Here is a 25,733-nt window from a genome sequence, read left to right on the forward strand (position 1 = left end):
TCTAAAACCTCAATCCTGCTTTAATATTAAATATTCTTCCGGTCATGTAGTTGGGTATAGCGTATTGTCGGTTAGTGTAATAATCGTTTACCCACGTATTGGTTATGGTGTTTTGGATGTCAAAAATATTGAAAATCTCAAAGCCTACCTCAATTTCTTTGAATTTGTTGGTCCAATGTCCAGGTTTAACATTCTGCTTACCATCTACAAACACATAATTAACTCCTACATCCAATCGTTTATAGGATGGTAGCCTTGTTTGGTATTCGTATGGATTAGCATAGTTTGGTGACCCTCCGGGTACACCGGTATTGTAAACTCCGTTTAAGTACAATTTTACATTGGGGATGCTTGGGATATAATCTTGAAACAGCACGGCAAACTTCAATCGTTGGTCGGTAGGCCTAGGAATGTAACCGTTATTTTCTATGTTTTCTTCAGTTTTCAGATAGCCTAAACTTACCCAAGATTCGGTACCGGGTACGAATTCACCGTTTAATCTGAGGTCTAATCCGTAAGCATAGGCCACTGCATTGTTGTTGGCAGCGTAGCGGATACGTACGTTTTCCAGAGTATACGGATTTACTTCATCAATATATTTGTAGTAAGCTTCTGAAATTAACTTAAATGGTCGGTCCCATAATTTGAAACTATAGTCGTGTCCCAATACCAAATGATAAGATTTTTGTGCTTTAACATCTGGTTGAACAGTACCTGTGCTATCACGAAGTTCCCTGTAAAATGGAGGTTGTTGGTACACTCCGCCCGCAATTCTAAAGAGCATATCTTTTTCCCAATCGGGTTTTATGGAAAACTGCGCCCTCGGACTCACAATGAAGTGTGATTGCGATGATATACTGTCACCAGAAACATTCCAGTACTGCGCCCTAACTCCAGCATTTAACCACACTTTCGCATCGCCTAGATAGGCAAGCTTGCTCCATTGGGCAAAACCGGATATTCTATTGTTTTCCGTGTTGTTTTGTGCATTTATATTATTAAAAGATGGAATTTCCCAAGCATTTGGGAACGAAATGGAGTCATTAGTAAATCCCGTGGTGTCAATAGCTTCAAATTCATCCAAAAGGTCATCAAATTTTTCGTAGCTGTATTTTACACCCCATTCTACAGTAGTTTCATCTATTTCATAAAACCCTTTATGTTGAAGGTTGAAAATAATTGCATCAAGGTCGTTTCGGGCGTATTCAAATTGCCTGCCGACTTCAATAAAATCTTCCACCAAACCTCCCATTTCAGGATTAATTTCACCTATTCGGTATCTTGAAGCAATGTTGTAATATTCTTTTTCTTCAGTATGAAATAATGAAGCTATAAATTTTAAAGTGGTTTTTTCATTCAATTTATAATTCCCTTTAAGCGCTCCAAAAGCGGTTTTGTAAGAATCCTCTTCCTCGCCGATATAATCCACACGAATAGCAATGGGCCTGTCAAAAGTTCCTGTGGTAGTTTGGCGACTTTGGGGCTGGTAATCGTATTCATTTAAAGATAGATTTCCTAAAAATTGTAGTTGAAACCTGCCTGAAAACCGATACGTTAAAAATGTCTGTGCATCTGCAAAAACCGGATTAAAATTACTTTCCACATCGGTACTGTTAATAAGTAAGCTATTGTTTCGGTAACGAACTCCAGTGAGTGTTGTGAACTTTTGGTCTTTGGAAGCCGTGCCTAAAAATGCACTTCCTCCTAGAAAACTTGCATGAGCACCGCCGGTTAATTGACGAGGGGTTTTGTAAGTAACGTCCAACACAGAAGAAAGCTTGTCGCCATATTTCGATTGAAATCCGCCTGCCGAAAAATCGATATTCTGAATCAAGTCGGTATTTATAAAACTCATACCTTCCTGTTGCCCTGAACGGATGAGAAAAGGCCTGTACACCTCAATTTCGTTTACATACACGAGGTTTTCGTCATAATTGCCACCCCTTACCGCATATTGAGTGCTCAACTCGTTGTTGGAATTAACCCCGGGAAGCGTTTTCAAAATATTTTCTACTCCTGCATTGGCACCGGGTATGGAACGAACTACCTCAGGTTCTATATTTTGTATGCCCTCAACACTTTTCTGATTTCTGGAAGAAACCACCACCTCACCAATTTGCTCAATTTCGGTCTTCATCACGGGGTTAAACTCGAAATATTCCCCGTTTTTTAACTGAATGGTGAGTGATGTTTTTTCGAATGAAACGTGACTAAATGTAACCGTGATTTTTTCTTCTGAAGGCATTATTAGCTGATAAAAACCATTTTCGTTAGTTTTTGTATTTCCATCAGTGGAAGCTACCATTACATCTTCAATAGGGGTAGAGTCCTCACCAAGCACTACTCCAGTTAAGGTTGCTGTTTGGGCAAAACTGGAAGTTACTGCTGAAGCTAGAATTAGAAAAAAAAATAGTTCTTTAGTGAAATTCAATGATGCGGGTTTATTTCATATAAAATTCAGCATTAAATGTAGTACTATTTCCTACATTATCGGTAACAATCACTTCCAAATTATGTGCTTCTACATTAAAATCAACATCACTTAAGTCGAACGTTATGGTATTTTCTTTGTACTCATATTCCATTAACACCCATTCGCCGTTTATAGTTGCCCTGTAAGAATTAATACCACTTAAATCATCGGTAATTTTCAATTTTATGTAACGAAAATTAGATAGCCACTGGCCATCCCGAAAGTTCAAAGGCCTTATTTTGGGAGCTACTGTGTCTTTAGCAATAGTAAACTTACCCAAATCTCTTGTGCGGGTGCTTAGCGTGTTTCCTTTGCGGTAAGTGTGTTCGTAATAATAATTGCCTTCATCGGTTTCATGAGCAATAAAAAGTTTGTCTTTATCCGTTTCCTCTAAATCACTAATATCCATGCTGATGGTATAGTTGCTTTTCACTGGCGTTCTATCGTTGTGAATGATAATACCGTTTTCGTATTCGGACAAATCAATAAACAAATCGTAGTAAAAAGTGTTTGCCGGAAAATAGACCGAAGCCTTTCCGACGGAAAAAATATTGTCTCTTCCAGCAACCAGATATTGTCCGTTATTAGGATTTTTCACAGGCTTTGTAACTTCCTGCTTTTTTCCTTCCACTGGAATAACAATAGTGGTTGTGTTTTGAGCATAATCGGATACTTCCAAAGTGACTTGGTAAGACATTCCTTCATTTATGGAGATGAGACCGCTATTTTCCCGGTTTTTATAAATGCTCAACTTGTTGTAGGGTTCTATATAGCATTTTTGTATTCGGGTTCTGCTATCTATGTAAGTAGAATAATCAATCAAGGTGTTAATATACCTACTTTCATCGAAAGAAAATTTTTCGAAGTTATATTCAAAATTCACCGTTCCGTTTACGGAAGTACAAATTTTATAAGGACCGTTTTTGTTGTAAGCCATATCCAATTGGTCATAAGTTTCAACACCCAATCCAATTGCTCCAAAAGCTTCAACTTTATCAGCAATATAGGTGTTTTCATTTTCTTTGGTAAGCCTTAGTTCTATTCTTTTATTGGAATTGTTTACCGCGGAAGTGTCCCCAACAGCATACGCATAAACACCCATTACACGGGGCGCTTTAGTGTCTTTAATGTTATATCCAAACAGAAGTGGATTCATAGGTCTGGAATTCTCATCCCGGATTTCGTAATGAAGGTGCGGACCGCCACTACCGCCTGTATTTCCGCTTAAAGCAATTAATTCGCCTTTTTTAAGCTGAAATTTATCAGTAGTAGGGAAAAGCTCTATTTCATAGGATTGTTTTTTGTATTGTTGTTCTTTCACATACGCTTCAATTTCAGGTGAAAATTTTTGTAAATGACCATAAACAGTGGTGTAGCCATTCGGGTGCGTAACGTAAACAGCTTTTCCGTAGCCATAAGTCTGTACTTTAATTCTAGACACATAACCGTCTGCGGTAGTATAGATGTCCAATCCCTCCCTTTGTTGCGTTTTAATATCAATTCCAGCATGGAAATGATTGGAACGAAACTCACCAAATGTACCTGCTAATACGATGGGAATATCCACCGGAGAACCGAAATAATCTTGTGGATACTTATTCTGGGAAAAAAGCAACTGGCAACCTAAAACCAGTGTTAAAAACAGATAGCGCATGAAAAAAATGTTATACGGCAAAAATAGATAATAGATAATTAAAGAAGAAAAAACTACGGTTAAAACGCATTTTTCATTATCTTAGTGTTATTAAAGTTTATAGCTTGGTCTAAGCGATATTTTAAAATTCTGAATAGTTTTATTAGCAAAAAATAAGTTTATTTCATTTTTATACGGTTAAAAATTGCTAAATAAAGCTTAAAAAGAAATTTTTATAAAGTATTGTGAAGTATATAAAGGTATATTAACTTTGTAAAGATATGCGTTGAATATTGCATGTATGAGTGAGATTATAGAAATTGTTGATTCTCTGGAAAGTAAGGTTGGTAAGTTGCTTGATAAATTGCAACAAGAACAACAAACCAATAAAAAATTACGACAGGAATTGACAACTTCGAAGCAGGAAAATAATGAATTGGCTAATTCCATTGAAGATTGGAAAGCAAAATATGAATCGCTCAAAATGGCAAATTCAATGCTTGGCAGTAATGAAAATAAAACGGAAGCTAAGCTTAAAATAAATACTTTAATTCGGGAAATAGACTACTGTATTACGCAGTTATCCGAATAAAATGTTCTGAAACGGTAATGAAAGACAAGCTTAAAATTAAAATATCTATTGCAGATAGGGTGTACCCACTAACCGTAAGTCCGTCACAGGAAGAAGGTTTGCGAAAGGCCGCCAAGAAGATAGATACGTTGATTAAGGAGTTTGAAAGAAACTATGCCGTAAGGGATAAGCAAGATGTTTTGGCCATGTGTGCCTTGCAATTTGCCTCTAAAGTGGAACAGGAAGGTATTGAAACACATAAAATTAGTGAAGAGACGGAAGAGCGTTTGAAAAATTTGGACGCTTTGCTATCTCAACATTTGGGCTAAGCCGAAATAAAATGTTCTTTTAAATAAAATAATGTTACTGCCTACATTGGTTGCATTTTTTTGACAAACTCAACAAGTATTAATTAAAAAAGGTGAGTTCGAATTGTAAAAGCAAGCCGCTCCTCTGATTAATTTCAGAACACAGGACTGCGGATCCTTGATCAGTTTGGTAGCCTTAAACCTGTTTTTAGGAGTTTGTACAAAACTTCAAATACCAATGTAGGCTTTTTTTTTAAATATATGTAAAGATGGACAGTACACTATTGATAATAGTTGGAGTAGTGGGGATAGTAGTTGGATTTCTAGTGGCGAAAATATTGGAAAAGCAAAACGCTACTAAAATTATCTCCGGAGCGAAAAAGGAAGCTCAAAAAATATTAAAAGAAGCAAAAACTGAAGGAGAAAGTATAAAGAAGGACAAAATACTTCAGGCAAAAGAAAAGTTTTTAGAATTAAAAGCAGAGCATGAGAAAGTTATTGTTTCTAAAGATAAAAAGATAGCAGAAGCCGAAAAACGTACCAGAGATAAAGAGTCTCAAGTCTCTAACGAATTGGCAAAAAGCAAGAAAATAAATGCTGAAATTGAGGCCAAAAATAAAGATTATGATTACCGCTTAGAGTTTTTAGAGAAAAAACAAAGCGAGATAGATAAACTTCATAAAAATCAAATTGAACAGTTAGAAGTTATTTCCGGTTTATCTGCGGAAGAAGCAAGAGCTCAGTTGGTAGAATCGTTAAAGTCTGATGCTAAAAGCGATGCAATGACGTATATTCAAAATACGTTGGAAGAAGCAAAGCTTACCGCTCAGCAAGAAGCCAAAAAAGTAATTGTAAACACCATTCAACGAATCGGTACCGAGGAAGCTATCGATAACTGTGTTTCTGTATTCAATTTGGAGTCCGATGACGTGAAAGGAAGAATTATTGGTCGCGAAGGAAGAAATATCCGTGCGTTGGAATCGGCTACTGGAGTAGAAATTATAGTAGACGATACACCTGAAGCGATTATTCTTTCCTGTTTTGATTCTGTTCGTCGTGAAATAGCGAGATTGTCCCTACACCGTTTAGTAACCGATGGCCGTATTCACCCAGCGCGTATTGAGGAGGTGGTGAAGAAAACCAAAAAACAGATTGAAGAAGAAATTATTGAGGTAGGTAAAAGAACTGTTATCGATTTAGGGATACACGGTTTACATCCAGAATTGATAAAAGCAGTAGGAAGAATGAAATACCGTTCTTCTTATGGTCAGAACCTGTTGCAACACTCCCGTGAGGTTGCCAAATTATGTAGTGTAATGGCAGCTGAATTAGGTGTAAATGCTAAATTAGCCAAAAGAGCTGGTCTATTACACGATATTGGAAAAGTGCCGGAAACTGAAATTGAAACTCCACACGCTATACTTGGTATGGAGTGGGCAGAGAAATACGGAGAGAAAGCCGAAGTTTGTAATGCAATCGGTGCTCACCACGATGAAATTGAGATGAAATCGCTATTGGCACCTATCGTTCAGGTTTGTGATGCCATTAGTGGGGCGAGACCTGGAGCAAGACGACAGGTATTGGATTCTTACATCCAGCGTTTAAAAGACCTTGAAGAAATTGCTTTCGGATTTACAGGTGTGAAGAAGGCCTATGCTATTCAAGCAGGGCGTGAGCTTCGTGTAATCGTAGAAAGTGAAAAAGTTTCAGATGATAAAGCTTCAGAATTATCATTTGAAATTTCACAAAAAATTCAAACGGATATGACTTATCCAGGGCAAGTTAAAATTACGGTAATTAGAGAAACCAGAGCTGTGAATATTGCTAAGTAGCAAATTTCTGTCCTTAAATAAAAACCATTTTAAAGCCTAGTCGATTGACTGGGCTTTTTTAATTCTTATTTATCGGGTTAAGTTCTTTCAATTAAATTGAGTATATTTAATATATCTATTTTATTTTGAGTGAATTATAACTTTTCGATTCATGAGATTTCGCTACTGTATTTTTATCGGAATAGTATTCGTTTTTATGCAATCTTGCTCCTTGTTGCGTATAGAAAGTGCGCAAGAACCACTTACCAAAAGACAACTTAACTCAAGATTGCTAACCCAACAGTTTGTTGCTGATGCGACGGATAGAGTAGAGGAAGCAGCAGACAGCATTATCACTTCTGAAGCTAATTTGGAAATTGAACGAAATGCATATCTCTGGAAATTAAAAACACTCACCGCCTATAGAAAAGTAGGGTTCCAAACCATGCCTCAATTGGCGCTACTGGATTCGTGGGAAATAAGTCTGGCTATTGAAAATTTTATGGCGACGCAAAAAGCAGCGTCCATGTTTGGTAGTTGGCAGAATTATGTTCAGATAATCTCCAAGGAAAACCTTTTGGAAATAGAAAGGTATGCACGAGGCTTGCTTGAAGAAGATGAATACGAAGCTTACAAGGAACTGGTGTATGCTTTTGCTGAAGAAAACCCCATTGACGAATTCACATTTACCCATACATCTTTACGAGAGGCCTATCTAGAAGCTCAAAATATTGCGGACAGCAATGCTGTACAAACAGTTGGAAGTCTTTCGGAAGTCATGAATAACTTTTCCAACCGCCTAGTTTACACGTCAGAAAGTACGGGAAAACAGCTGCAATGGAACGCTGAATTGATGCTAAAGGAACAGGGCGTAGATTCTGCAAGCTTAAAAGCCGCTTTCGATAATATGGATAGAAGTTTGGATAGGTTGGTAACCACTGCAGAAACCACACCAGAACTTTTGGATCAGTCAGTGAAAGATTTTAGGGCAGATATGTATGTTTTGTTTAGGGGTTTGCATCGAGATATGGAAAGTTCAAAAGAGTTTATAACTATGGAACGTTTGGCTATGGATACCATAATTGAAAGAGAACGCATTGCATTGGATAGTTTTATTTTAAGGGAGCGAAAAGCGCTTACTGCAGAAGTGAATTTATTGGCGGAAGATGTGGTAGACAACACCATGGATCACGTAAAAGGTTTATTGACGAGGGTTCTGTTACTATCCATTTTATTCTTTGCGATTATTCTTTTTCTGCCCTTCGCCATTGGCTACTATACTGGGAAAATTCGTCAACGAAACAGGCATTTGAAGCGTAAAAAGCAGGGTTAGTCATCTAGCCTTTGGTCCACAATTTCATACAATACTTTTGAGTTCAGCGTATTTTTAATTTATTTCTTCGGGTTAAATACAGTAAACGTCTATAAGATTATAGGTAAACGTCGAATTTAATTTTTAAATGATTGTATTGTAAATACTTTAGACGCAGAAAATTAAAAATTTTATATCATGAAAAAGAATCTAATAATTATGGCGTTATTTACAATACTTTTTATAAGTTTTGGAAATGCACAAGAAAGAAAAGGACGTAGAGGAAACGGTCCTGAAAAGGCTGTGGAAGCTTTAGATGAAAAAGCAGATTTAACTGATAGCGAAAAAACAGAGCTAACGGCTATTTTTACCGATTTTCAAGAAAAAATGAAAGAAGATAGGGAAAATAGAAGAGGGTATACAAAAGAAAGAGACGAGGCTGTTGCCAAGGTTTTATCTCCAGAAAAAAATGCCATCTATCAAGAAATGCTAAAAGAGCAAAAAGCAAGAATGCGCAGCCGAGTAAAAAACAGACAATGAGCAAAAAATTAATGAATACCCTAAAAACCATATTTCTACATGTAGTGATATGGTTTTTTATTTTACTTTTTCCCTTTATCCTATCGGAAGGAAATGAACTTAATAAATTATTATTAAGGCAGTGGGTTCCGTTGATAATGGGTTCTTTTCTTATTTTTTATGTAAATTATTTTTGGCTTTTGCCAAAAGTTTACTTCAACAGAAATTCTTTTCAGTTCTATATTTTTAATGTTGTTCTTTTCGGGTTGGTTTTAGCGGGACTTAGATACGGCAACGATTTTGCTAATTTTATAGATTCAGACTCTTTATTTGCCACTTCAAGAAATAGAAAGCGTAGACCTTCATTTGGACCTTGGTTTGTTGCCAGAAATGCTCCTTTGCTTTTTATGTCCGTAGGAATTGCCTTTGGAATTCGCTATTCTCAAAAGTTAAATGAGGAAGAAAGACTTAAAAAAGCAAGAGAAAACGAGCATTTAAAATCGGAATTGAAAATGCTGAAATACCAATTACAACCGCATTTTTTCTTCAATACACTTAACAATATTTATTCGTTGGTAGATACCAATGCAGAGTTTGCTAAAGATGGCATTTTAAAACTGGCAAAACTAATGCGTTACTTATTGTACAAAACTGAAGATGGTAGTACAAAATTGAAAGACGAAATTCAATTTATAGAATCTTATATAGATTTAATGCAAATGCGTTATGGCGATCAGCTTACAGTAACAGCAAACTTTCCAAAACAGGATGTATTAAATATAGAAATACCGCCACTTTTATTTATTCCGCTAGTAGAAAATGCCTTTAAACACGGAGTAGCCGCATCCGATGAAAGTTTCATTGATGTAGATTTGAAATTGATTAATGAAGAATTGATTTTCAGTATAAAAAATTCTTATTTTCCAAAGAGCGATACGGACAGAAGTGGTTCGGGAATAGGGATACAAAACATGCAAAAAAGATTAAAATTGCTGTACCGGGAAGAAGAATATTCGTTTTATCAGCAGCGCGTCGAAAACACTTTTTTTACTGAATTAAAAATGAAAACACATCATGCAAATACTTAGTTGCCTTATCGCAGATGATGAGCCTCATGCAAGAAACCTGATCAAATCTTATATTGAAAAGGTTCCTTATTTACATCTAGTTGCGGAATGCAAAGATGCAAACGAGGTATTAGGTATATTTAAAAATAAGCAGGTAGAAATAGCTTTTTTAGATATTCAAATGCCAGGCATGTTGGGAGTGGATTTGGCAAAAATTATTAAGAACGAAACCAAAATCGTTTTTACCACCGCTTTTGATGAATATGCCATTGAAGGCTACAAAGTAAATGCGGTAGGTTATTTACTTAAACCTTTTTCTTTTGATGAATTTTTGGAAGTAACCCAAAAAATATACAGCCAAGACACAAAAAAAGCACCTTCTTCTGAAAAGCCAGATTTTTTAATGGTGAAAGCAGATTACAAAATCCACCAAATTCCGTTAAACGATATTCTGTATTTTGAAGGATTAAAAGACTATGCAAAGATTTATAGAAAAAGCGTGGAGAAACCCATTCTTTCTTTAATGACGCTAAAGAGCGTGGAAGAAAAATTGGAGCATAAAAATTTTATGCGCTTGCATCGATCCTTTGTGGTGAATATGGATAATGTTGAGCTTATTGAGCGTAACCAAATTGTCTTCGGGAAAACAAGGATAACAGTCTCAGAAAAATATAAAGACGTTTTTCAGGAATTCATTAAAACTCGGTATGAGTAATTATTTAAGCCCATTTCAGTGTAAATAAAGTTCCTAAAAACACATTCTTTCACTGGGAATTTAAATGTACAAGCTACTTTCTTCTGAAACGTCTATAAAATAACCATATTCTTCTATTTAGGTTGAAATGAAACTGCTTTAGTCGGAAGTTTACCGTAAAACAGTTTTAGATGAAGTTATTTTTTCAGTTTACGGTAATGGTTGTGCTTTTTTCGATTTCCGAAAGTATGTACTCACAAAATTCAAAACAGACATTATTTGAGGTGTTTGGTATTGTTAAAACCCAAGATTCTGTTATGAATATGAGCGGAACTAACGTTGTTTTAGTGAAAACGGACAGTAAAAGTGTTCAGGGAACTTCATCAAATCGTGATGGATCTTTTTCATTGGCTGTAAACAGCGGCACATATTCAGTAACCGTTACTTTTGTTGGGTATGAAGATTTTACTTCAGAAATAAAAGTACAAAATGAGGCATTAAATTTAGGAGAAATTGTTTTAAAAGAAAGCGCATTGGCTTTGGAAGAGGTGGTTGTTGAACAAAAAATTCCACCAGTGGTACAAAAGAATGATACAACGCAATACAATGCTCTAGCTTATAAAACCAATCCAGATGCCACTGCGGAAAATCTTTTGGAAAAAATGCCAGGTATTGTAATTACAGATGGAAAATTGCAAGCACAAGGAGAGGATGTGAAAAAAGTTTTAATCGATGGAAAGCCTTTTTTTGATAACGACCCAAACGCGGCCATTAAAAATTTACCAGCCGAAGTTATTCAGAAAATACAATTGTACGATGAGCAGAGCGAATTAGCCCGACTTACCGGTTTTGATGATGGAGAATATGAAAAAACAATCAATATTATTACCAAACCAGAATATCGTGAAGGTGTTTTTGGAAATGCTACAGCAGGCTACGGTACTAATAACAGATACCAAGTAAGTGGTGTAGCCAATATTTTTAACGACGATCAACGTATTACTGTTTTGGCACAAAGTAATAATATCAATCAGCAAAACTTTTCCTCGGCAGATTTGGCGGGTGTTTCCAGCTCTTCTGGGGGTCGTGGTGGTGGCGCTGGTGGTGCACGACGCGGCGGCGGAAGGCGTGGCGGAGGTGGACGCGCTGGGGGCGGCGCAGATGTAAGCAGTAGTGAAAGCGATTTTTTGGTTGGGGAACAAAACGGTATTGTGAGTTCTAATGCTTTTGGAATTAATTATTCTGATAGTTTTAATGATAAAATGGAACTGGCATCAAGCTATTTTTTCAACCAAAGTGAGAACGATGCGTTTACGCAAACTTCCAGAAGTTATTTTAATAACAATGCTGGTCAGCAAGATTTTGTAGAAGAGGCAGAATCTGGATCCATAAATACCAATCACCGATTAAATTTACAGCTGCGATACACGTTGGACGATAAAAACAGCTTGGTTTTTAAGCCTAAATTCACCTCCCAAACCAACGATGGTTTTAACAATGCAACGTCTACTTTTTTTACTGAAAATGGTAATGAAAGCACGGTAAGGAATAATACAAGAGCTGTTTTAGATGCGTATAATTTTACTAACTCCGTACTTTGGCAACACAAATTTGAAAAGAAAGGAAGGAGTCTTGCCATTGATTTTGGACAACAAATTAATACAAGCACGGGAGATAATAATGTTTTTACAGATTATTCTGATGCAAACGACCAGGATATAGATCAAATTTCTACTTTAGACCAGCAAGAGAACACAGCTTATACAAGAATTTCTTTTACAGAACCTCTATGGGAATCTGCTTTGTTGCGGTTAAATTACCGACCGAGTATTACGTTTAGTGAAATTGATAAACAAACCTTCGATAAAAATGAAATAACCGATGCTTACGATCTTTTAAATTCAAATTTAAGCAATCAAAGTTACAGTGAATTTTTTTCGCAACAAGCTGGAGCTAGTGTCCTCATGAGAAGTGGTCAAAGTAATTTTATTTTAAGCTCTGCCATGGAATGGTCGAGTTTAACCAACGAGGAAACACTTCCTAATGAAGGTGTTATTTCAAAAAATTATACCAATTTCTTACCATCATTTATTTGGAGATGGCGCATCAATAAAAGTAAAAATATAAGATTGAATATAAGATCTACTACTTCCATTCCGAAAATTAACCAATTACAGGAGGTGTTGGACAACTCTAATCCATTAAATCAATATATTGGTAATGGAGACCTCGATCAGCAAAAGCAAACTAACGCTAGTGTTCGATATTCATCCACCAATTCGGAATCACTACATACATTTTATGTTTTAGCATCCGCTAACTTGGTACAGGATTATATTGGGGATTATATTTTTCTGAATAATACTGATGCGTCGGTAGAAGTAGAAAACGTTACACTTTCACCAGGATCACAGCTTACAAGGCCCGTAAATTTTGATCAGCAATTCAATACAAAGGTTTTTAGTTCGTATGGCTTTCCAGTAGACTTCATTAAATCCAATCTAAACTTTAACGCAACGGCACAATATGCCAATACACCAAGCTTGGTAAATGATGTTGAAAATGAGCAATCCGACATAAAACTTTCACTGGGCGTGGTTTTAAGTAGTAATATTAGTGAAAATATAGATTTTACTTTAAGTTCAAATTCCTCCTATCAATATACAACCAACAGTACGCTCAGCAATAGTATTACGAGGCAGTTTATTCAGAAGTCAAAATTAAGGTTGTCGTATACTTTTTTAAAAGATTTTGTTTTGAGAAGCGATCTTAACCATTCATATTTTGGGGGGCTAGAAGAAGGCATTGATCCCGATTATTTGCTTTGGAACATCAACGCGGGAATGAAATTTTTAAAAGACAACCGAGGCGAGTTAAGCCTTACGATGTTTGATGTATTGGGTGAAAACACAAGTTTGGTTAGAAATACTACCGATACTTATTTTGAAGATGTTAGGAACAATGTCTTGGAGCAATATTTTATGTTATCGTTTACGTATAAATTTAGAGGATTCTAAAAAAAATATTACAAATTATAACTTATTTAGATTTATTTAAAATAAAATAGATTTTATTTAGAATAAGTAAATATAAGTTGTTAGTTTTGCCGGCAAATGAAAAATAAGATGTCGCTTAAAACTACTCTAACCTTTACATTTTTTTTGTTTTTATCCATAGCAATTTATGCCCAAAATGGCTCTCTTTCAGGTACTATTACATCCGCTAATGGTGTTCCCGTACCGCAAGTGTCGGTGTATATGAAAGGACTTTCAAAAGGAACATTTACCAATGAAGAAGGTGTTTTCAGCATAAAGAATGTTAAGCCTGGAACGCATGATATTACCGTGTCTTTTATTGGTTATGAGACTCATCATACACAAGTTACCATTTCGGCTAATGTATCAACAAAGTTAGATGTACAGTTAAAGGCTACTGAAGAGGAATTACAAGAAGTAATTGTTTCAGCCATTCGTAATAATCCAAACGAAAGAACAGTAGCATCGGTTTCTTTACTTCCTGTAAAAGTTAAGTATCAAAGTCAGGCACTCACTATTTTAGACAATAAGTTGTTAACGGAACAGCAATTAATGAATTTAGATGAAGCCATTAATTATGCACCAGGATTTAATTTAGAGTCTACACGAGGGAATCAATACCCAAATATACAAGTTAGGGGAGCAAAAGCAACTATTTTGGTTAATGGGCTGCGTTTACAATCGTCTACAAGGGAAGGAGATGGTAATTTCGATTTTAATACGTTGGATAATATTCAATTTATAAGCGGTTCTTCTTCCATTGGTTTGGGAAATGGGAGTATAGGTGGGGCCGTAAACACCGTTACAAAACAGGCTACTTTTAAAAACGATGGTTATGTATTTTCATCTTTGGGAAGTTTTGGACGAACATACAATGGCTTTGATAAGCAATTTTCCATGGCAGATGACAAACTAGGTTTTAGGGTAAATGGAAGTTGGAGCAAAGGAGAAACTTTTAGGGATGATGTAGATTTTGAAGCTTTTACGATAGCTCCAAGCGTAGCTTATAAAATATCTGAAAAAGATATGGTAAAAGTAGATTACATTTATAATAACGACGAGCGCTCGCAAGATGTTGGGCAGCTACGGGTAGACAGTTTACTGTTGGCTAAAAACGGGATTTTTATTGAAGAAAGTTTTAGACCTTCACAGCAGCAGTCAATTAGAGAGGATTATTTAGGTTTTAAAGATGATTTTCAAAAACAAATTACCAACACCGTTTTTGCTAATTATACGCATAAGTTTTCAGAAAAAATAAGTTTAGGCGTTACAGGGGGAATAAACCATAAAGATAGAACCAGCAGGGGAATAAATACAAGGAGAGCCTACCAAGATACCGATAGGGATGGAGCAGCGGATGTGTTTGCAAGAAGTTCGGTATATCAAGAAACTGGAGCGACATCAAGCTCTGTTAGGGCAGATTTCCTCGGAAAAGATGTTAAACTGGGGGTTAAGCAAAATTTTCAATTAAGTGTAGATTTATATAAAAACAAAAATTTTGCCAAAGGAAATGGATCGGAAAGTAGAGATCCAGGACCAGAAATTGACAGGATAGATATTTTAAACCCACAGTTTGAAAGTAACATCTCTAATTTGTCTCCTGAAGCTCAAGAAGCTTATTTTGCTGAATTACTGAACACCAACAATAAATCTGAAAATACTATTAATGGAATAACTTTTCAAGATCAATTGGAGCTTACTCAAAAATTACGATTAACATTAGGATTACGCTATAGTTGGGTTACTTCCTTTAATGAATTGCACGAGAATTTGGGTACAGATTCTTTAAGAGTTTCAGAAAGCGACCGAATTGACACTGGGGGGTTTTCTCCAAGTGTAGCAGCATTTTATGATTTAAATAGAAATATAACCGTCTATGGTAGCTATACCAACACTTTCAGCGAAACTTCCATTTCTCCTACTCGGGTAAATATAAATGGGGAACAAATTGGCCCAGAAGTTTTTGATCAGTTGGAAGCTGGAATTAGAGGTAGTTTTTTTCAAAATAGATTTGGTGCCAACTTAGTTTTCTATAACATTTACAACAATAACGTAGCTGTACAGGCGGTGGACATTAATAATGATCCCCTAACATCTCCAGATGCTGTAAGCGATGTGAATCCAGATGGAGAATATTTTGTAGAGGTTGGCGAGCAGCGAAGAAGAGGTGCAGAAATTAGCTTACAGGGAAAAGTAACAGATGCTTTAACGCTGTACGGAACCTATGCATATTACGAGTTTGCTCAAAAGAGTACTGAATCGGGTGACGCAGTCGTTCAGTCAACAGATTATAATCCAAAAAATAGTGCAAGTTTAATTGCGAATTACGAATTTCTCGATGGATTCTTGGAAAACTTTAAAATAGGAGCTGGTAGCGTTTTTACTGGTGACCGAACCGTTAGCACGCGGGGTGGAAGTTCCATCTCTTTTGTAAATGATGCATTTACCACTTTTTCATTAACAGCAGGCTATCAGATTAATAAGTTTTCCATCAACGCTAAGTTTAATAATCTAACTAATGAGCTGGCTTACAACTATTTTGGAACAACGTTTATCAACCCGATTGCTCCTTTTAATTTTGATGTTCGGTTAACCTATAATTTCTAAAAATGAGCAAGCTTAAATTATTACGGAAACGAAAAAAGAAAGAGTCTTTTTTTAAATACATTACGAATGTATTGCATTTGTGGCTCGGCTTGCTTTCCGGAATTGTCTTGGTTATTGTTTGTTTAACTGGGACTATTTTAACTTTTGAAGAACAAATAGAGAACCTTATCAATAGGAAAGTTCGTTATGTTGAAGAAGGAACAGATAGAGTGCCTTTAGATTCGCTAATTGCTTCTTACAAAAAACATTACGATTTACCGGTTGGAAGAATAACAATAGCTGAAGAAAAAAATATAGCTACTCATTTTTTTGCTTTTGATAGAAAAGCGGGAAAACGTGTTTCAACCTATTTCAATCCGTATACAGGAGAACATTTGGGAGACGAAAGCAAAGCAGCTCAAGAATTTTTCAGTTTTAATTTACAATTGCATAGATGGCTTTTGGTAAGAGGAATTGGTAAACAAATAGTAGGAGCAAGTACGCTTATTTTTCTTTTTCTTCTTGTTTCTGGACTGGTTCTTTGGTGGCCAAAGCGAAGAAAACAGCTAAACAGAGGACTTACCATTAAATGGAATGCTAAATTTTATAAGTTTAACTACGATTTACATAACGTATTGGGTTTTTATTCCCTAATTGGCTTGTTTTTTATTGGCGCTACGGGACTGTTTTTTTCGTATTCATGGGTGAGGGATGGTTTGAATTCAGCTTTGGGAAATGAGGCTATTGAAATAGTTGAAAACAGAAATATAGACAATTCTACTTCCGAAGGAAAAAACAAAGGCAATAAAAACCAACACGGCAAAAAAAGTAGCGGAAAAGGAAATAAAAATACAGCTGGACGTCGCGGTGGAAATGGAGAAAGGGGCGGCAGACGTGGCATGGGAAGAAAAAAAGAGCCTGTCTCGGTTGAAGCAATGCTTGTTAATGCCCAAAAAGAACTACCGTATAATTCCAATGTGATAATAAGTTTGCCTGGCGGAAGAAGTGCTAATTACAACTTCACCAAGCTAAACACCAGTAATTGGCTTTCTGCAGCATTACCCGATAAAGTTGAATTTGATACAAAAGGAAAGTTCGTTACCAAAAAACTGTACAGCGAACTTCCATTAAATCTTCAAGTGCGCTCCATAATTAAACCCTTGCATACAGGAGCCATTATGGGTTGGCCAAGTTTAGTATTTTACTTTTTAATGTGTGTTATAGGCACCTCATTGCCAATTACAGGCTTTATAATTTGGTATAAAAGAAAGTAGAAAGTTTATTGAGCAAATTGCAATTTTAGGGATTAACCCTCTTTTCCCCACAAACGTTTATTAAGTTTAGTAACTCGGATTATTTCAGCAGATAAATTGTATCTTTCCTATTCCAATCAAGACGAAAAAATAAATGAAGATTTTACATTTTGTAGCAGTATTTGCCCTTGTTATGGGCTGTAAAGACAATAAAAAAAGTAATGACAGTGTTGTTGCTGAAGAAAAAGAGTCGAAAGTAATGGAAGAATCTAAAGAAACATTTCCATTCTACGTGGGTACTTATACAAGAGAGAACGGGGAAGGTATATATCAATTTGAACTTACGGAAGAAGGTCAATTGTCAAATGGCAAATTAATTGCAAAAACTGATAATCCTTCTTATTTGGCATTTTCAGCAGATGCAAAACATTTACTTGCTGTAAATGAATCTAAAGAAGGAACGGTTTCCTCTTTTAAAATAGAAAAAGACACCTTACTTTTTGTAAATAAAAGTGCCTCTGGAGGTGCGCATCCATGTTTTATTGTCAGCAATGAAGAAGGTTATGTAGTAAACGCTAACTATAGCAGCGGCACGGTTGGACTTCATAAACTGGATGAAAATGGAAAACTATCTGATTTGTTGGATGTACAGAAACACGAAGGTAAAGGTACGCATGGAAGACAGGAAGGCCCTCATGCACATTCCGTTTGGTTACAGCCTTCTCAAAACGAGGTAATAGCAGTGGATTTAGGAACCAATGAACTTTGGTTTTCAAAAATTGATGGTAGCAATAATAAATTGGAGCCAAAAGCGCAAACCAAACTTGCCATGGCAGATGGCGCCGGACCAAGACATATGGCTTTTCACCCCAACGGTAAATTTGCTTTTGTTTTAAATGAATTGGATAATACCGTTACAACACTTGCTTTAAAAAATGGAACCTATGAAATAGTAACTACCATTTCTTCGCTGCCCAAAGATTTTACGGATAAAACCAAAGCAGCAGATATTCATATATCTTCAGATGGAAATTATCTGTATGCTTCAAACCGCGGTCATAATTCCATCGCTATTTTTAAAGTTTTAGAAGAAGGAAGTATAGAAATCGTGGGTTACGAGGGTGTTCGCGGAGACGGGCCACGTAATTTTTCTTTTTCCCCAGACGAAAAATTTCTTTTGGTCGCCAATCAGTTTACCAATAATATTATTTCTTTCAAAAGAAATGAAGAAACTGGCAAACTTACCTTTATTGATGAAATTGAAGCACCTTCACCGGTTTGTATTCTATTTAAAAACTAAATACCTGATTAAGAATATATTATTTCATCGTTTAAAAAGTTAGTTGAAAGATTTTTTGTTTTAAATACAATATTTCTATTTAAATTTTAGTACCTCAAAGAGCACTATCCTATTTAATATGAGTGGTTTAACAACTAAAAATAGAATAGATGTATATCAATGGGTCTTTTCATTTGTCGTATTGCACCAATGTGCATAACTCAGAATCTTGGGAAACTACTTTTTCTACGCTCAATAATTTTATTCCGAAGATAAAAAAGGATTTATCGGATAGAAATCCTTTTGGAATCAGTCTGCGATTGTCGCACAAGACATGCAAAGAACTTTCGCAAAGAAAGAATCTTGCCATTTTTAAAGATTGGCTACAAATTCATCAACTTTATGTTTTAAGTATAGACGGAGTGGCGTATGGTAAAATGCAGGGACACGAGGTAAAGGATTTATTGTATGCGCCAGATTGGGCTTCAACTGCACGATTAGATTATACACTTATGCTCATAAATCAAATGTCTTACTTGTTGCCAAAAAGAATGCAAGGAAGTATAACCACTTCGCCATTGGGATTTAGGCATTGGTATTCCGATGAGGATGAAAAAGAGCAATGCTATATAAAGTCGGCCATAAATTTGGTTAAAGTTGTTGAGGTGCTTTACGAATTGGAATGTGCCGCCGAAAAATACATTCATTTGGATCTAAAACCTGAACCCAATAGTTTGTTATCCAACAGCACACAGGTGATCGATTTTTTTCGAGCATTTTTATTGCCTACTGGTGTGGAGATGTTATCCAAGAAATTGGGTAAGAAGGCCCATGAAATAGAGGCAATGATATTTAGGTATGTCAATATTTGCTACAATACTGGAGCATTTTTTATGGCTTTTGAGTCGCCTTCGTTTACGTTCAAGCGCTTTAAACAAACGGATATTAAAATTGGGAAAATTCAAATGAGCTCGGTGCTGCGTTTTCAAATGAATGAACATAAGCGCGAGCGTATTATTAAAGCGTTTAACCAATTTAATCAAAATTATTTTTTGCATCCTGTAACCGAAAAAATCGGAGAAACGGTAATAACATATCTTAATTTGGAAGATATAGTTAATAAACATTTGGAAATTGGAGAGTTACACGCGCTGTTCAACATTCCAATTTATACAGAAGCGTATAAAAATTTAGAATCCAGTCAGTATACAATTTTGGAGACATTAAAGTGCCTGAAAAAAAGCAATGTTTGTGAGCTCGTAGAAATAGAAAGCTATATGTGGGACTTGTTGCCGGAAAAACTGAAAAAAAATGGATTGCAATTTTCCATAGCAAAAGAACTTCGCTGGTTAAAAGAAAGAATGCAAGAAGAGGTTTACGCGAATTAGTTACTAAATATCCAAGTCGAAATCACTTCTAAGCTTGTCGATTAGCGGATTTTTCTCACGTAGTTTTTCATACTTTTCCATAGGCGTAAAAGCGTATTGCTTTTCAACCTCTTCGTTAATGGTTATGTAAAGCTCAATTTGGTAGTTGTTGAGATGTTTTTTTAGGTATTCCATTAAAGGATATTGGTCTCTTTCTACCTCTTTTTTTAGAGTATCATTGGCCAATTCAATCCAAATCTTGTTTTTGCCTTTTAATCGTGGCGTATCCGAACCGAGGGCAGCACCAAGAATTTTCTTACCTTGCTTATCGATTTTGGCCACATATTTTGCCCAATACTTTTGCATCGTAGCCTCGTCGAATGGATCTTCAGGAAGGTTTTCCTCATCCACTACTTGATTCTTTTTAGCCAGCTCGTGTTCCTTTTTCTTTTTTATACTGGAAAGAGAAAGTCCGGAAACACTTTTTCTGTTCTGAAGGTTTATTTTTACATTCGGTTGAGCCGGTTTTTTTTCTTCGGAAACAGGAGTAGAGGCGGTTTCATTTTTGTCAGAAGCAACATTGTTTTGAACCGTATTGGCTATTTGCTTTTCTTCTGAAGTATTATTTTGAGAAGTTTTTTCTGAAGATACTTTGAAGAAAGAAGGAGGGATTATGAAATCACGGCCTTTTTTTTTTCTCCATTATGATTGATGGAGGCAAGTTTCATTAAGCAAAGTTCAACAAGTAAACGTTGATTTCGACTGCTTCGGTAATTTAAATCACATTGGTTGGCTATTTCAATGCCTTCTAATAAAAATCCTCTGGAAGCCTTTTTACTTTGTTCCAAGTATTTTTGCTTGGCTTCGTCGCCCACCTCAAGTAGTGGTATGGTCGCTTCATTTTGGCAAACCAATAAATCCCTAAAATGTGATGCCAGTCCCGCAATAAAATGATGACCGTCGAATCCGAGCGATAATATTTTGTTGAAATCCACCAATAACTTCGGGATATCTCCATCCAGAATAAGGTCGGTAGCTTCAAAATACGTTTGGTAATCGAGCACATTTAAATTTTCGGTTACAGCCTGGCGGGTAAGGTTCTCTCCTGTAAAACTCACCACCCGATCGAAAATGGAAAGTGCATCCCGCATAGCACCATCTGCTTTTTGGGCAATAATGTGCAGGGCATCATCTTCCGCTTGAATGCCTTGTTGTTCTGCAATATATTTTAAATATTCTTTTGCGTCTTTCACCGTTATCCTTTTAAAGTCGAATATCTGACAGCGAGAAAGGATGGTCGGGATTATTTTGTGTTTTTCTGTAGTCGCTAAAATAAAAATGGCGTGCTTTGGCGGTTCTTCGAGTGTCTTCAAAAAAGCATTGAAGGCAGCTTGCGAAAGCATGTGAACCTCGTCGATGATGTACACTTTGTATTTTCCAACTTGTGGTGGAATCCGCACTTGATCAATCAAGCTACGAATATCATCCACAGAGTTGTTGGAGGCAGCATCCAATTCAAAAATATTAAATGCAAAATCCTCGTCATCACTTTGCGTACCGTCTTGGTTTATTTTCTTGGCCAATATTCGGGCACAAGTAGTTTTACCAACACCACGCGGTCCACAAAATAATAGTGCTTGTGCCAAATGGTTGTGATCAATGGCATTAAGCAAGGTGTTGGTTATGGCCTGCTGGCCAACCACATCTTTAAAAGTCTTGGGTCTGTATTTTCGCGCAGATACTACAAAGTGTTCCATTGCAACAAAGATAAAAATTGACAAGTTATATTCTTTGATTTAAAACATCATTTTGTCTTTAATTATTAACAAAATGGTTAATAAATCATTTACTTTTGCACGGCAGGCCACCTTATCGCTCTTAACTTTTAGTTAGGGGAGGAAAGTCCGGACACCACAGCGTAGCATAGCGGCTAACAGCCGTCGACCGAAAGGTTAGGACAAGTGCAAAAGAAAGGATGTACAGGTAATGCTGTAGTGAAATCAGGTAAACTCTATGCGGTGCAACGTCATGTAAACCAGCGTTTGAGGGTTGCGCGCCCGATGTTGGAGGGTAGGCGGCTAGAATGTTGCAGCAATGTAACATCCAGATAAATGATAAGGATCTTTTTCAAGATACAGAATCCGGCTTACGGCCTGCTTTTTTTTAGTGAAACTCAATTTATGAGCTTCAGTTATTTGCTGAAGCTCATAAATTGTAAGTTGAACTAATCCCGATCTCTGCGTCGGGATCTTATATCTTTTCTGCAACAATTATCTTTCAAAAATTAAGAAACGACTTTTCCATCTAAAACCACCATATCTATATTGTTATTTCCGAAGTCATAAGGGAGGTAACTATACGATGGAATTTCTTTGGTAACTATAAAATTTGCTTTTTTCCCTTTGGTAATGCTTCCGTGGGTTTCGGATAGGCCCATGGCGTAAGCCCCATTTATGGTAGCCGCATTTATGGCTTCTTCCGGGGTGATTCTCATTTTAATACAAGCGGTAGCGACCACTAAATTCATATTTCCACTGGGCGAAGAACCGGGATTATGATCGGTCGCCAAAGCAAATGGGAGACCGTTATCAATAATTTTTCTTGCGGGAGTATAAGGTATTCCCAAGAAGAATGAACAAAGTGGAAGTCCGACAGGCATGGTATTGGAGTTTTTCAAACTATCGAAATCCCTATCTTCCATCACTTCCAAATGATCTACACTTAGCGCATTGTGCCTTGCCGCTGCAGGGATTCCTCCAATAGCATTAAACTGATTAACGTGTACTTTTGGAGTCAAATCATATTTTTTAGAGGCAAAAAGAATGGCTTCCATGTCGCCTACCGAAAAATATCCCTTTTCGCAGAACACATCAATATAATCAGCAAGTTTCCCTTGGGCTACTTTCGGAAGTGTTTCATTTATAATCTTGGAGATATAAGCGTCTTTGTTTTCCTTGAATTCAGTAGGAACCGCATGTGCTCCTAAAAAAGTACTTTTTATCGCAATGGGGTAATTCTTCTTCAGCTTTGCAATCACCTTCAGCATTTTTAACTCTGCTTCCGTGGTGAGTCCGTACCCACTTTTAATTTCAATGGCGCCTGTTCCCAATTTTATGACTTCCTCCAAGCGTTTGGCGGATTGCTCATAGAGCTCTCCTTCCGTAGTTTGCTGCAAAGTTTTGGCAGAATTTAAAATTCCACCACCTTTATTCGCTATTTCTTCATAAGTAAGACCTTTAATCCTATCTACAAACTCTTGCTCCCGATTGCCAGCATAAACCAAATGCGTATGGCTATCACACCAACTGGGCAACACTATTTTATTTCTTACATCGACTACATTTTCAATATTCTTTTTTGGCGCATCTTTCATTTCACCAAAATCTAATATCAAATCATCCTCAATCAGCAAAAAAGCATTTTTAATAGTCGGCAAAGATTGCATGTCTTTTCCATCGACTTTATGTATGTTATCTTCTCTTACTTGTAATAATTCTCTTATATTAAGATATAAAGTCTTCATAATGTAAATTTGAGGTTAAAGGTATAAAACATTTAGGAAAGCTGTCTTTTATGGCGTATTTTTAGGGAGAAATTAGCATAATGAGTTATTTTAAATTATAGCTCAGAAAACGAATATTTGTATGAATAAGGGTATTTATATTGCAACATTAGAATCCAACAGCGGAAAGTCTTTAATTACTTTGGGCTTGATGCGAACACTTTTGGGGAAAACTGCCAAGGTGGGTTATTTTAGGCCGGTAATAGATGAAGATAAAAAAGGCGGCAAAGACAATCATATAAGCACTGTGCTTTCTTATTTTGAAATTGATTTGGCTTATGAAGAGGCTTTTGCGTTTACACGTAATCAAGTAATTCAAAAAAGAAATACAGGGAAATCTGGGGAGATTATAGATACCATTATTCAGAAGTACAAGCGTCTGGAAGAGCAATTCGATTTCATTCTTGTGGAAGGATCCGATTTTTCTGGAGAGGGAAGTGTTTTTGAGTTTGATGTAAATGTACTTATTGCTAAAAATTTAGGAATACCTGCTTTGCTGGTTGCCAGCGGGAGCGATAAAACCAAGGAAGATTTAGCGGGAAGCTTGCAATTAGCATATCATACTTTTGTGAATAAGGATGTAAATGTAATGGCGTTGATTGCTAACAAAATAGATACCGAAAATTTGGAGATGATTAAAGCCGAATTGAAAACCTTTCTTCCTGATGAAGTTGATGTTTTTGCTATTCCAAAGGTTGAGTCCTTAGCCAATCCCACTATAAAGGAAATTGTTGAAGAACTTGATGGAAAAGTATTGTTTGGCGATGAATTTCTCGACAACCAAACTGGTAGCTTTGGTGTGGGTGCTATGCAGCTTAGAAATTACATTACGAAGCTAAAACATAATAGTTTGGTAATTACACCAGGAGACCGAGCAGATATTATTCTAGGAGCTTTACAGGCAAATATTTCCAGTAATTATCCGCGTGTCTCAGGAATTATTTTAACTGGAGGGCTGGTTCCAGAAGAGCCCATTTTAAAGCTGATTGAAGGATTGTCTCAAGTTGTGCCTATTGTTTCTGTGGAAGGTGGAACTTTTAACGTAACGAACCAAGTAGGAAGTATAAAATCGAATATTTATGCGGATAGTATCCCGAAAATAGAAACTTCCATTAGTACTTTTGAAAAATATGTATCGTTTGATACCTTGGCGGAAAGACTCATCAGTTTCAAACCAAAAGGGATTACCCCGAGAATGTTTCAGTACGGACTTATAACAACGGCGAGAAAAGCTAAGAAGAGAATCGTTTTACCCGAAGGACTGGATGAACGGGTATTGAATGCTACCGCGCGTTTGGTTGCCATTGATATCGTGGATGTAACGTTACTGGGCGATAAAGAAAAAATAGAAGAGAAAGTAAATAACTTGGGAGTACCATTGGATTTGAGTAAAGTTGAGATTATTGATCCAACTGCTTCTGAACATTTTAATGAGTATGTGGCTACCTTTTATGAATTGAGAAAGCATAAAAATGTAAACATGGACATTGCCCGCGATTGGATGAGTGATGTGTCTTATTTTGGAACCATGATGATTTACAAAGGTCATGCCGATGGAATGGTTTCGGGTGCCATTCATACTACACAGCATACCATTAGGCCCGCACTGCAATTTATAAAAACCAAACCGGGTGTATCGGTGGTTTCTTCCATCTTTTTTATGTGTTTGGAAGATAGGGTTTCTATTTTTGGTGACTGTGCCATTAATCCTAATCCTACTTCAGAGGAATTGGCCGAAATTGCAATTTCTTCCGCAGATAGTAGTAAAGCATTTGGTATTGAGCCCAAGATTGCGATGCTTTCTTATTCTTCGGGTACTTCTGGTAAAGGGGAGGACGTGGACCGCGTGCGACAAGCAACGGAAATTGTAAAAGCCCAAAGACCTGATTTAAAAGTAGAAGGCCCCATCCAATATGATGCTGCTGTTGATATTTCGGTAGGAAAAAGCAAACTTCCGGATTCGGAAGTAGCTGGACAGGCAAGTGTTCTTATATTTCCTGACCTAAATACAGGTAATAACACCTACAAGGCGGTTCAGCGGGAAACAGGCGCATTGGCAATCGGACCCATGTTGCAAGGATTGAATAAACCCGTAAACGATTTAAGCCGTGGTTGTACCGTTGATGATATTTTTAATACAGTCATCATTACCGCTATTCAAGCACAGGGTATATAATTTTATGTTTACTGTGATTTACCGAAATATTTTCCGTGGAAGCTCAGAAAATAAGGGTAATCAAAATAATATAATTAAATTTAGTTG

The 25,733-nt window shown here is 36.5% G+C and carries 16 protein-coding genes, 2 other RNA genes and 1 pseudogene; 15 read left to right on the forward strand and 4 right to left on the reverse strand.

Annotation, left to right across the window (positions count from 1 at the left end; genetic code table 11):
• Window position 1: 1 nt before the first annotated feature.
• Window positions 2–2,431, reverse strand: coding sequence for a TonB-dependent receptor (locus NDQ75_RS08445; RefSeq protein WP_202027037.1), 2,430 nt, complete (start codon window positions 2,429–2,431; stop codon window positions 2–4).
• 10 nt (window positions 2,432–2,441) lie between these two features.
• Entirely contained in the window at window positions 2,442–4,127 is a 1,686-nt protein-coding gene (locus tag NDQ75_RS08450; protein ID WP_202027038.1) for a M23 family metallopeptidase, read from the reverse strand.
• 280 nt (window positions 4,128–4,407) lie between these two features.
• Here NDQ75_RS08450 and NDQ75_RS08455 point away from each other — a divergent pair, with 280 nt between their 5' ends.
• From NDQ75_RS08455 to eboE, 13 genes are all read left to right on the forward strand, one after another.
• The gene (locus NDQ75_RS08455) at window positions 4,408–4,698 is read left to right on the forward strand and encodes a hypothetical protein (RefSeq protein ID WP_202027039.1); all 291 of its coding nucleotides are present in this window, start codon (window positions 4,408–4,410) and stop codon (window positions 4,696–4,698) included.
• 17 nt (window positions 4,699–4,715) lie between these two features.
• On the forward strand, window positions 4,716–5,006 hold the full coding sequence (locus NDQ75_RS08460; protein ID WP_202027040.1) for a cell division protein ZapA: 291 nt from the start codon (window positions 4,716–4,718) through the stop codon (window positions 5,004–5,006).
• 67 nt (window positions 5,007–5,073) lie between these two features.
• A non-coding RNA gene (gene ssrS, locus NDQ75_RS08465) (6S RNA) lies at window positions 5,074–5,203 on the forward strand.
• Between the two features lie 51 nt (window positions 5,204–5,254).
• On the forward strand, window positions 5,255–6,817 hold the full coding sequence (gene rny, locus NDQ75_RS08470) for a ribonuclease Y (RefSeq protein ID WP_202027041.1): 1,563 nt from the start codon (window positions 5,255–5,257) through the stop codon (window positions 6,815–6,817).
• Window positions 6,818–6,968: 151 nt separating this feature from the next.
• Window positions 6,969–8,129: a hypothetical protein gene (locus tag NDQ75_RS08475; RefSeq protein WP_202027042.1), complete on the forward strand. Its 1,161-nt coding sequence runs from the start codon at window positions 6,969–6,971 to the stop codon at window positions 8,127–8,129.
• A 177-nt stretch (window positions 8,130–8,306) separates the two neighbouring features.
• Window positions 8,307–8,648, forward strand: coding sequence for a hypothetical protein (locus tag NDQ75_RS08480; protein WP_202027043.1), 342 nt, complete (start codon window positions 8,307–8,309; stop codon window positions 8,646–8,648).
• On the forward strand, window positions 8,645–9,715 hold the full coding sequence (locus tag NDQ75_RS08485; RefSeq protein ID WP_202027044.1) for a sensor histidine kinase: 1,071 nt from the start codon (window positions 8,645–8,647) through the stop codon (window positions 9,713–9,715). Before NDQ75_RS08480 ends, NDQ75_RS08485 begins: the two co-directional genes overlap by 4 nt.
• A complete protein-coding gene (locus NDQ75_RS08490; protein WP_202027045.1) occupies window positions 9,702–10,409 on the forward strand; it encodes a LytR/AlgR family response regulator transcription factor in 708 nt (235 codons plus the stop codon). Before NDQ75_RS08485 ends, NDQ75_RS08490 begins: the two co-directional genes overlap by 14 nt.
• 170 nt (window positions 10,410–10,579) lie before the next feature.
• Complete coding sequence (locus tag NDQ75_RS08495) at window positions 10,580–13,405, forward strand: outer membrane beta-barrel protein (protein ID WP_202027046.1); 2,826 nt, start codon at window positions 10,580–10,582, stop codon at window positions 13,403–13,405.
• Between the two features lie 144 nt (window positions 13,406–13,549).
• Window positions 13,550–16,030, forward strand: coding sequence for a TonB-dependent receptor (locus NDQ75_RS08500; protein ID WP_202027047.1), 2,481 nt, complete (start codon window positions 13,550–13,552; stop codon window positions 16,028–16,030).
• Window positions 16,031–16,032: 2 nt separating this feature from the next.
• Window positions 16,033–17,283 carry a PepSY-associated TM helix domain-containing protein gene (locus NDQ75_RS08505; protein ID WP_202027048.1) on the forward strand — a complete coding sequence of 417 codons (1,251 nt, stop codon included), beginning with the start codon at window positions 16,033–16,035 and terminating at the stop codon, window positions 17,281–17,283.
• A gap of 133 nt (window positions 17,284–17,416) precedes the next feature.
• Complete coding sequence (locus NDQ75_RS08510; RefSeq protein ID WP_202027049.1) at window positions 17,417–18,562, forward strand: lactonase family protein; 1,146 nt, start codon at window positions 17,417–17,419, stop codon at window positions 18,560–18,562.
• A gap of 149 nt (window positions 18,563–18,711) precedes the next feature.
• Window positions 18,712–19,929 (forward strand): metabolite traffic protein EboE, encoded by a 1,218-nt coding sequence (gene eboE, locus NDQ75_RS08515; RefSeq protein ID WP_202027050.1) that lies wholly within the window; start codon window positions 18,712–18,714, stop codon window positions 19,927–19,929.
• 3 nt (window positions 19,930–19,932) lie between these two features.
• Here eboE and NDQ75_RS08520 read toward each other — a convergent pair.
• A pseudogene (locus NDQ75_RS08520) lies at window positions 19,933–21,665 on the reverse strand (DNA polymerase III subunit gamma/tau).
• A gap of 99 nt (window positions 21,666–21,764) precedes the next feature.
• Here NDQ75_RS08520 and rnpB point away from each other — a divergent pair.
• An RNA gene (gene rnpB, locus NDQ75_RS08525) (RNase P RNA component class A) lies at window positions 21,765–22,072 on the forward strand.
• A gap of 120 nt (window positions 22,073–22,192) precedes the next feature.
• Here the strand turns inward: rnpB and hutI are convergent.
• Window positions 22,193–23,431, reverse strand: coding sequence for an imidazolonepropionase (gene hutI / locus NDQ75_RS08530; RefSeq protein ID WP_202027051.1), 1,239 nt, complete (start codon window positions 23,429–23,431; stop codon window positions 22,193–22,195).
• A gap of 121 nt (window positions 23,432–23,552) precedes the next feature.
• On the opposite strand from hutI, the gene pta reads away from it, so the two are divergent.
• Window positions 23,553–25,646 (forward strand): phosphate acetyltransferase, encoded by a 2,094-nt coding sequence (pta, locus tag NDQ75_RS08535; RefSeq protein WP_202027052.1) that lies wholly within the window; start codon window positions 23,553–23,555, stop codon window positions 25,644–25,646.
• Window positions 25,647–25,733: the final 87 nt, after the last annotated feature.

The sequence above is a fragment of the Galbibacter mesophilus genome, from assembly GCF_023721415.1.
Taxonomy (GTDB): domain Bacteria; phylum Bacteroidota; class Bacteroidia; order Flavobacteriales; family Flavobacteriaceae; genus Galbibacter; species Galbibacter mesophilus.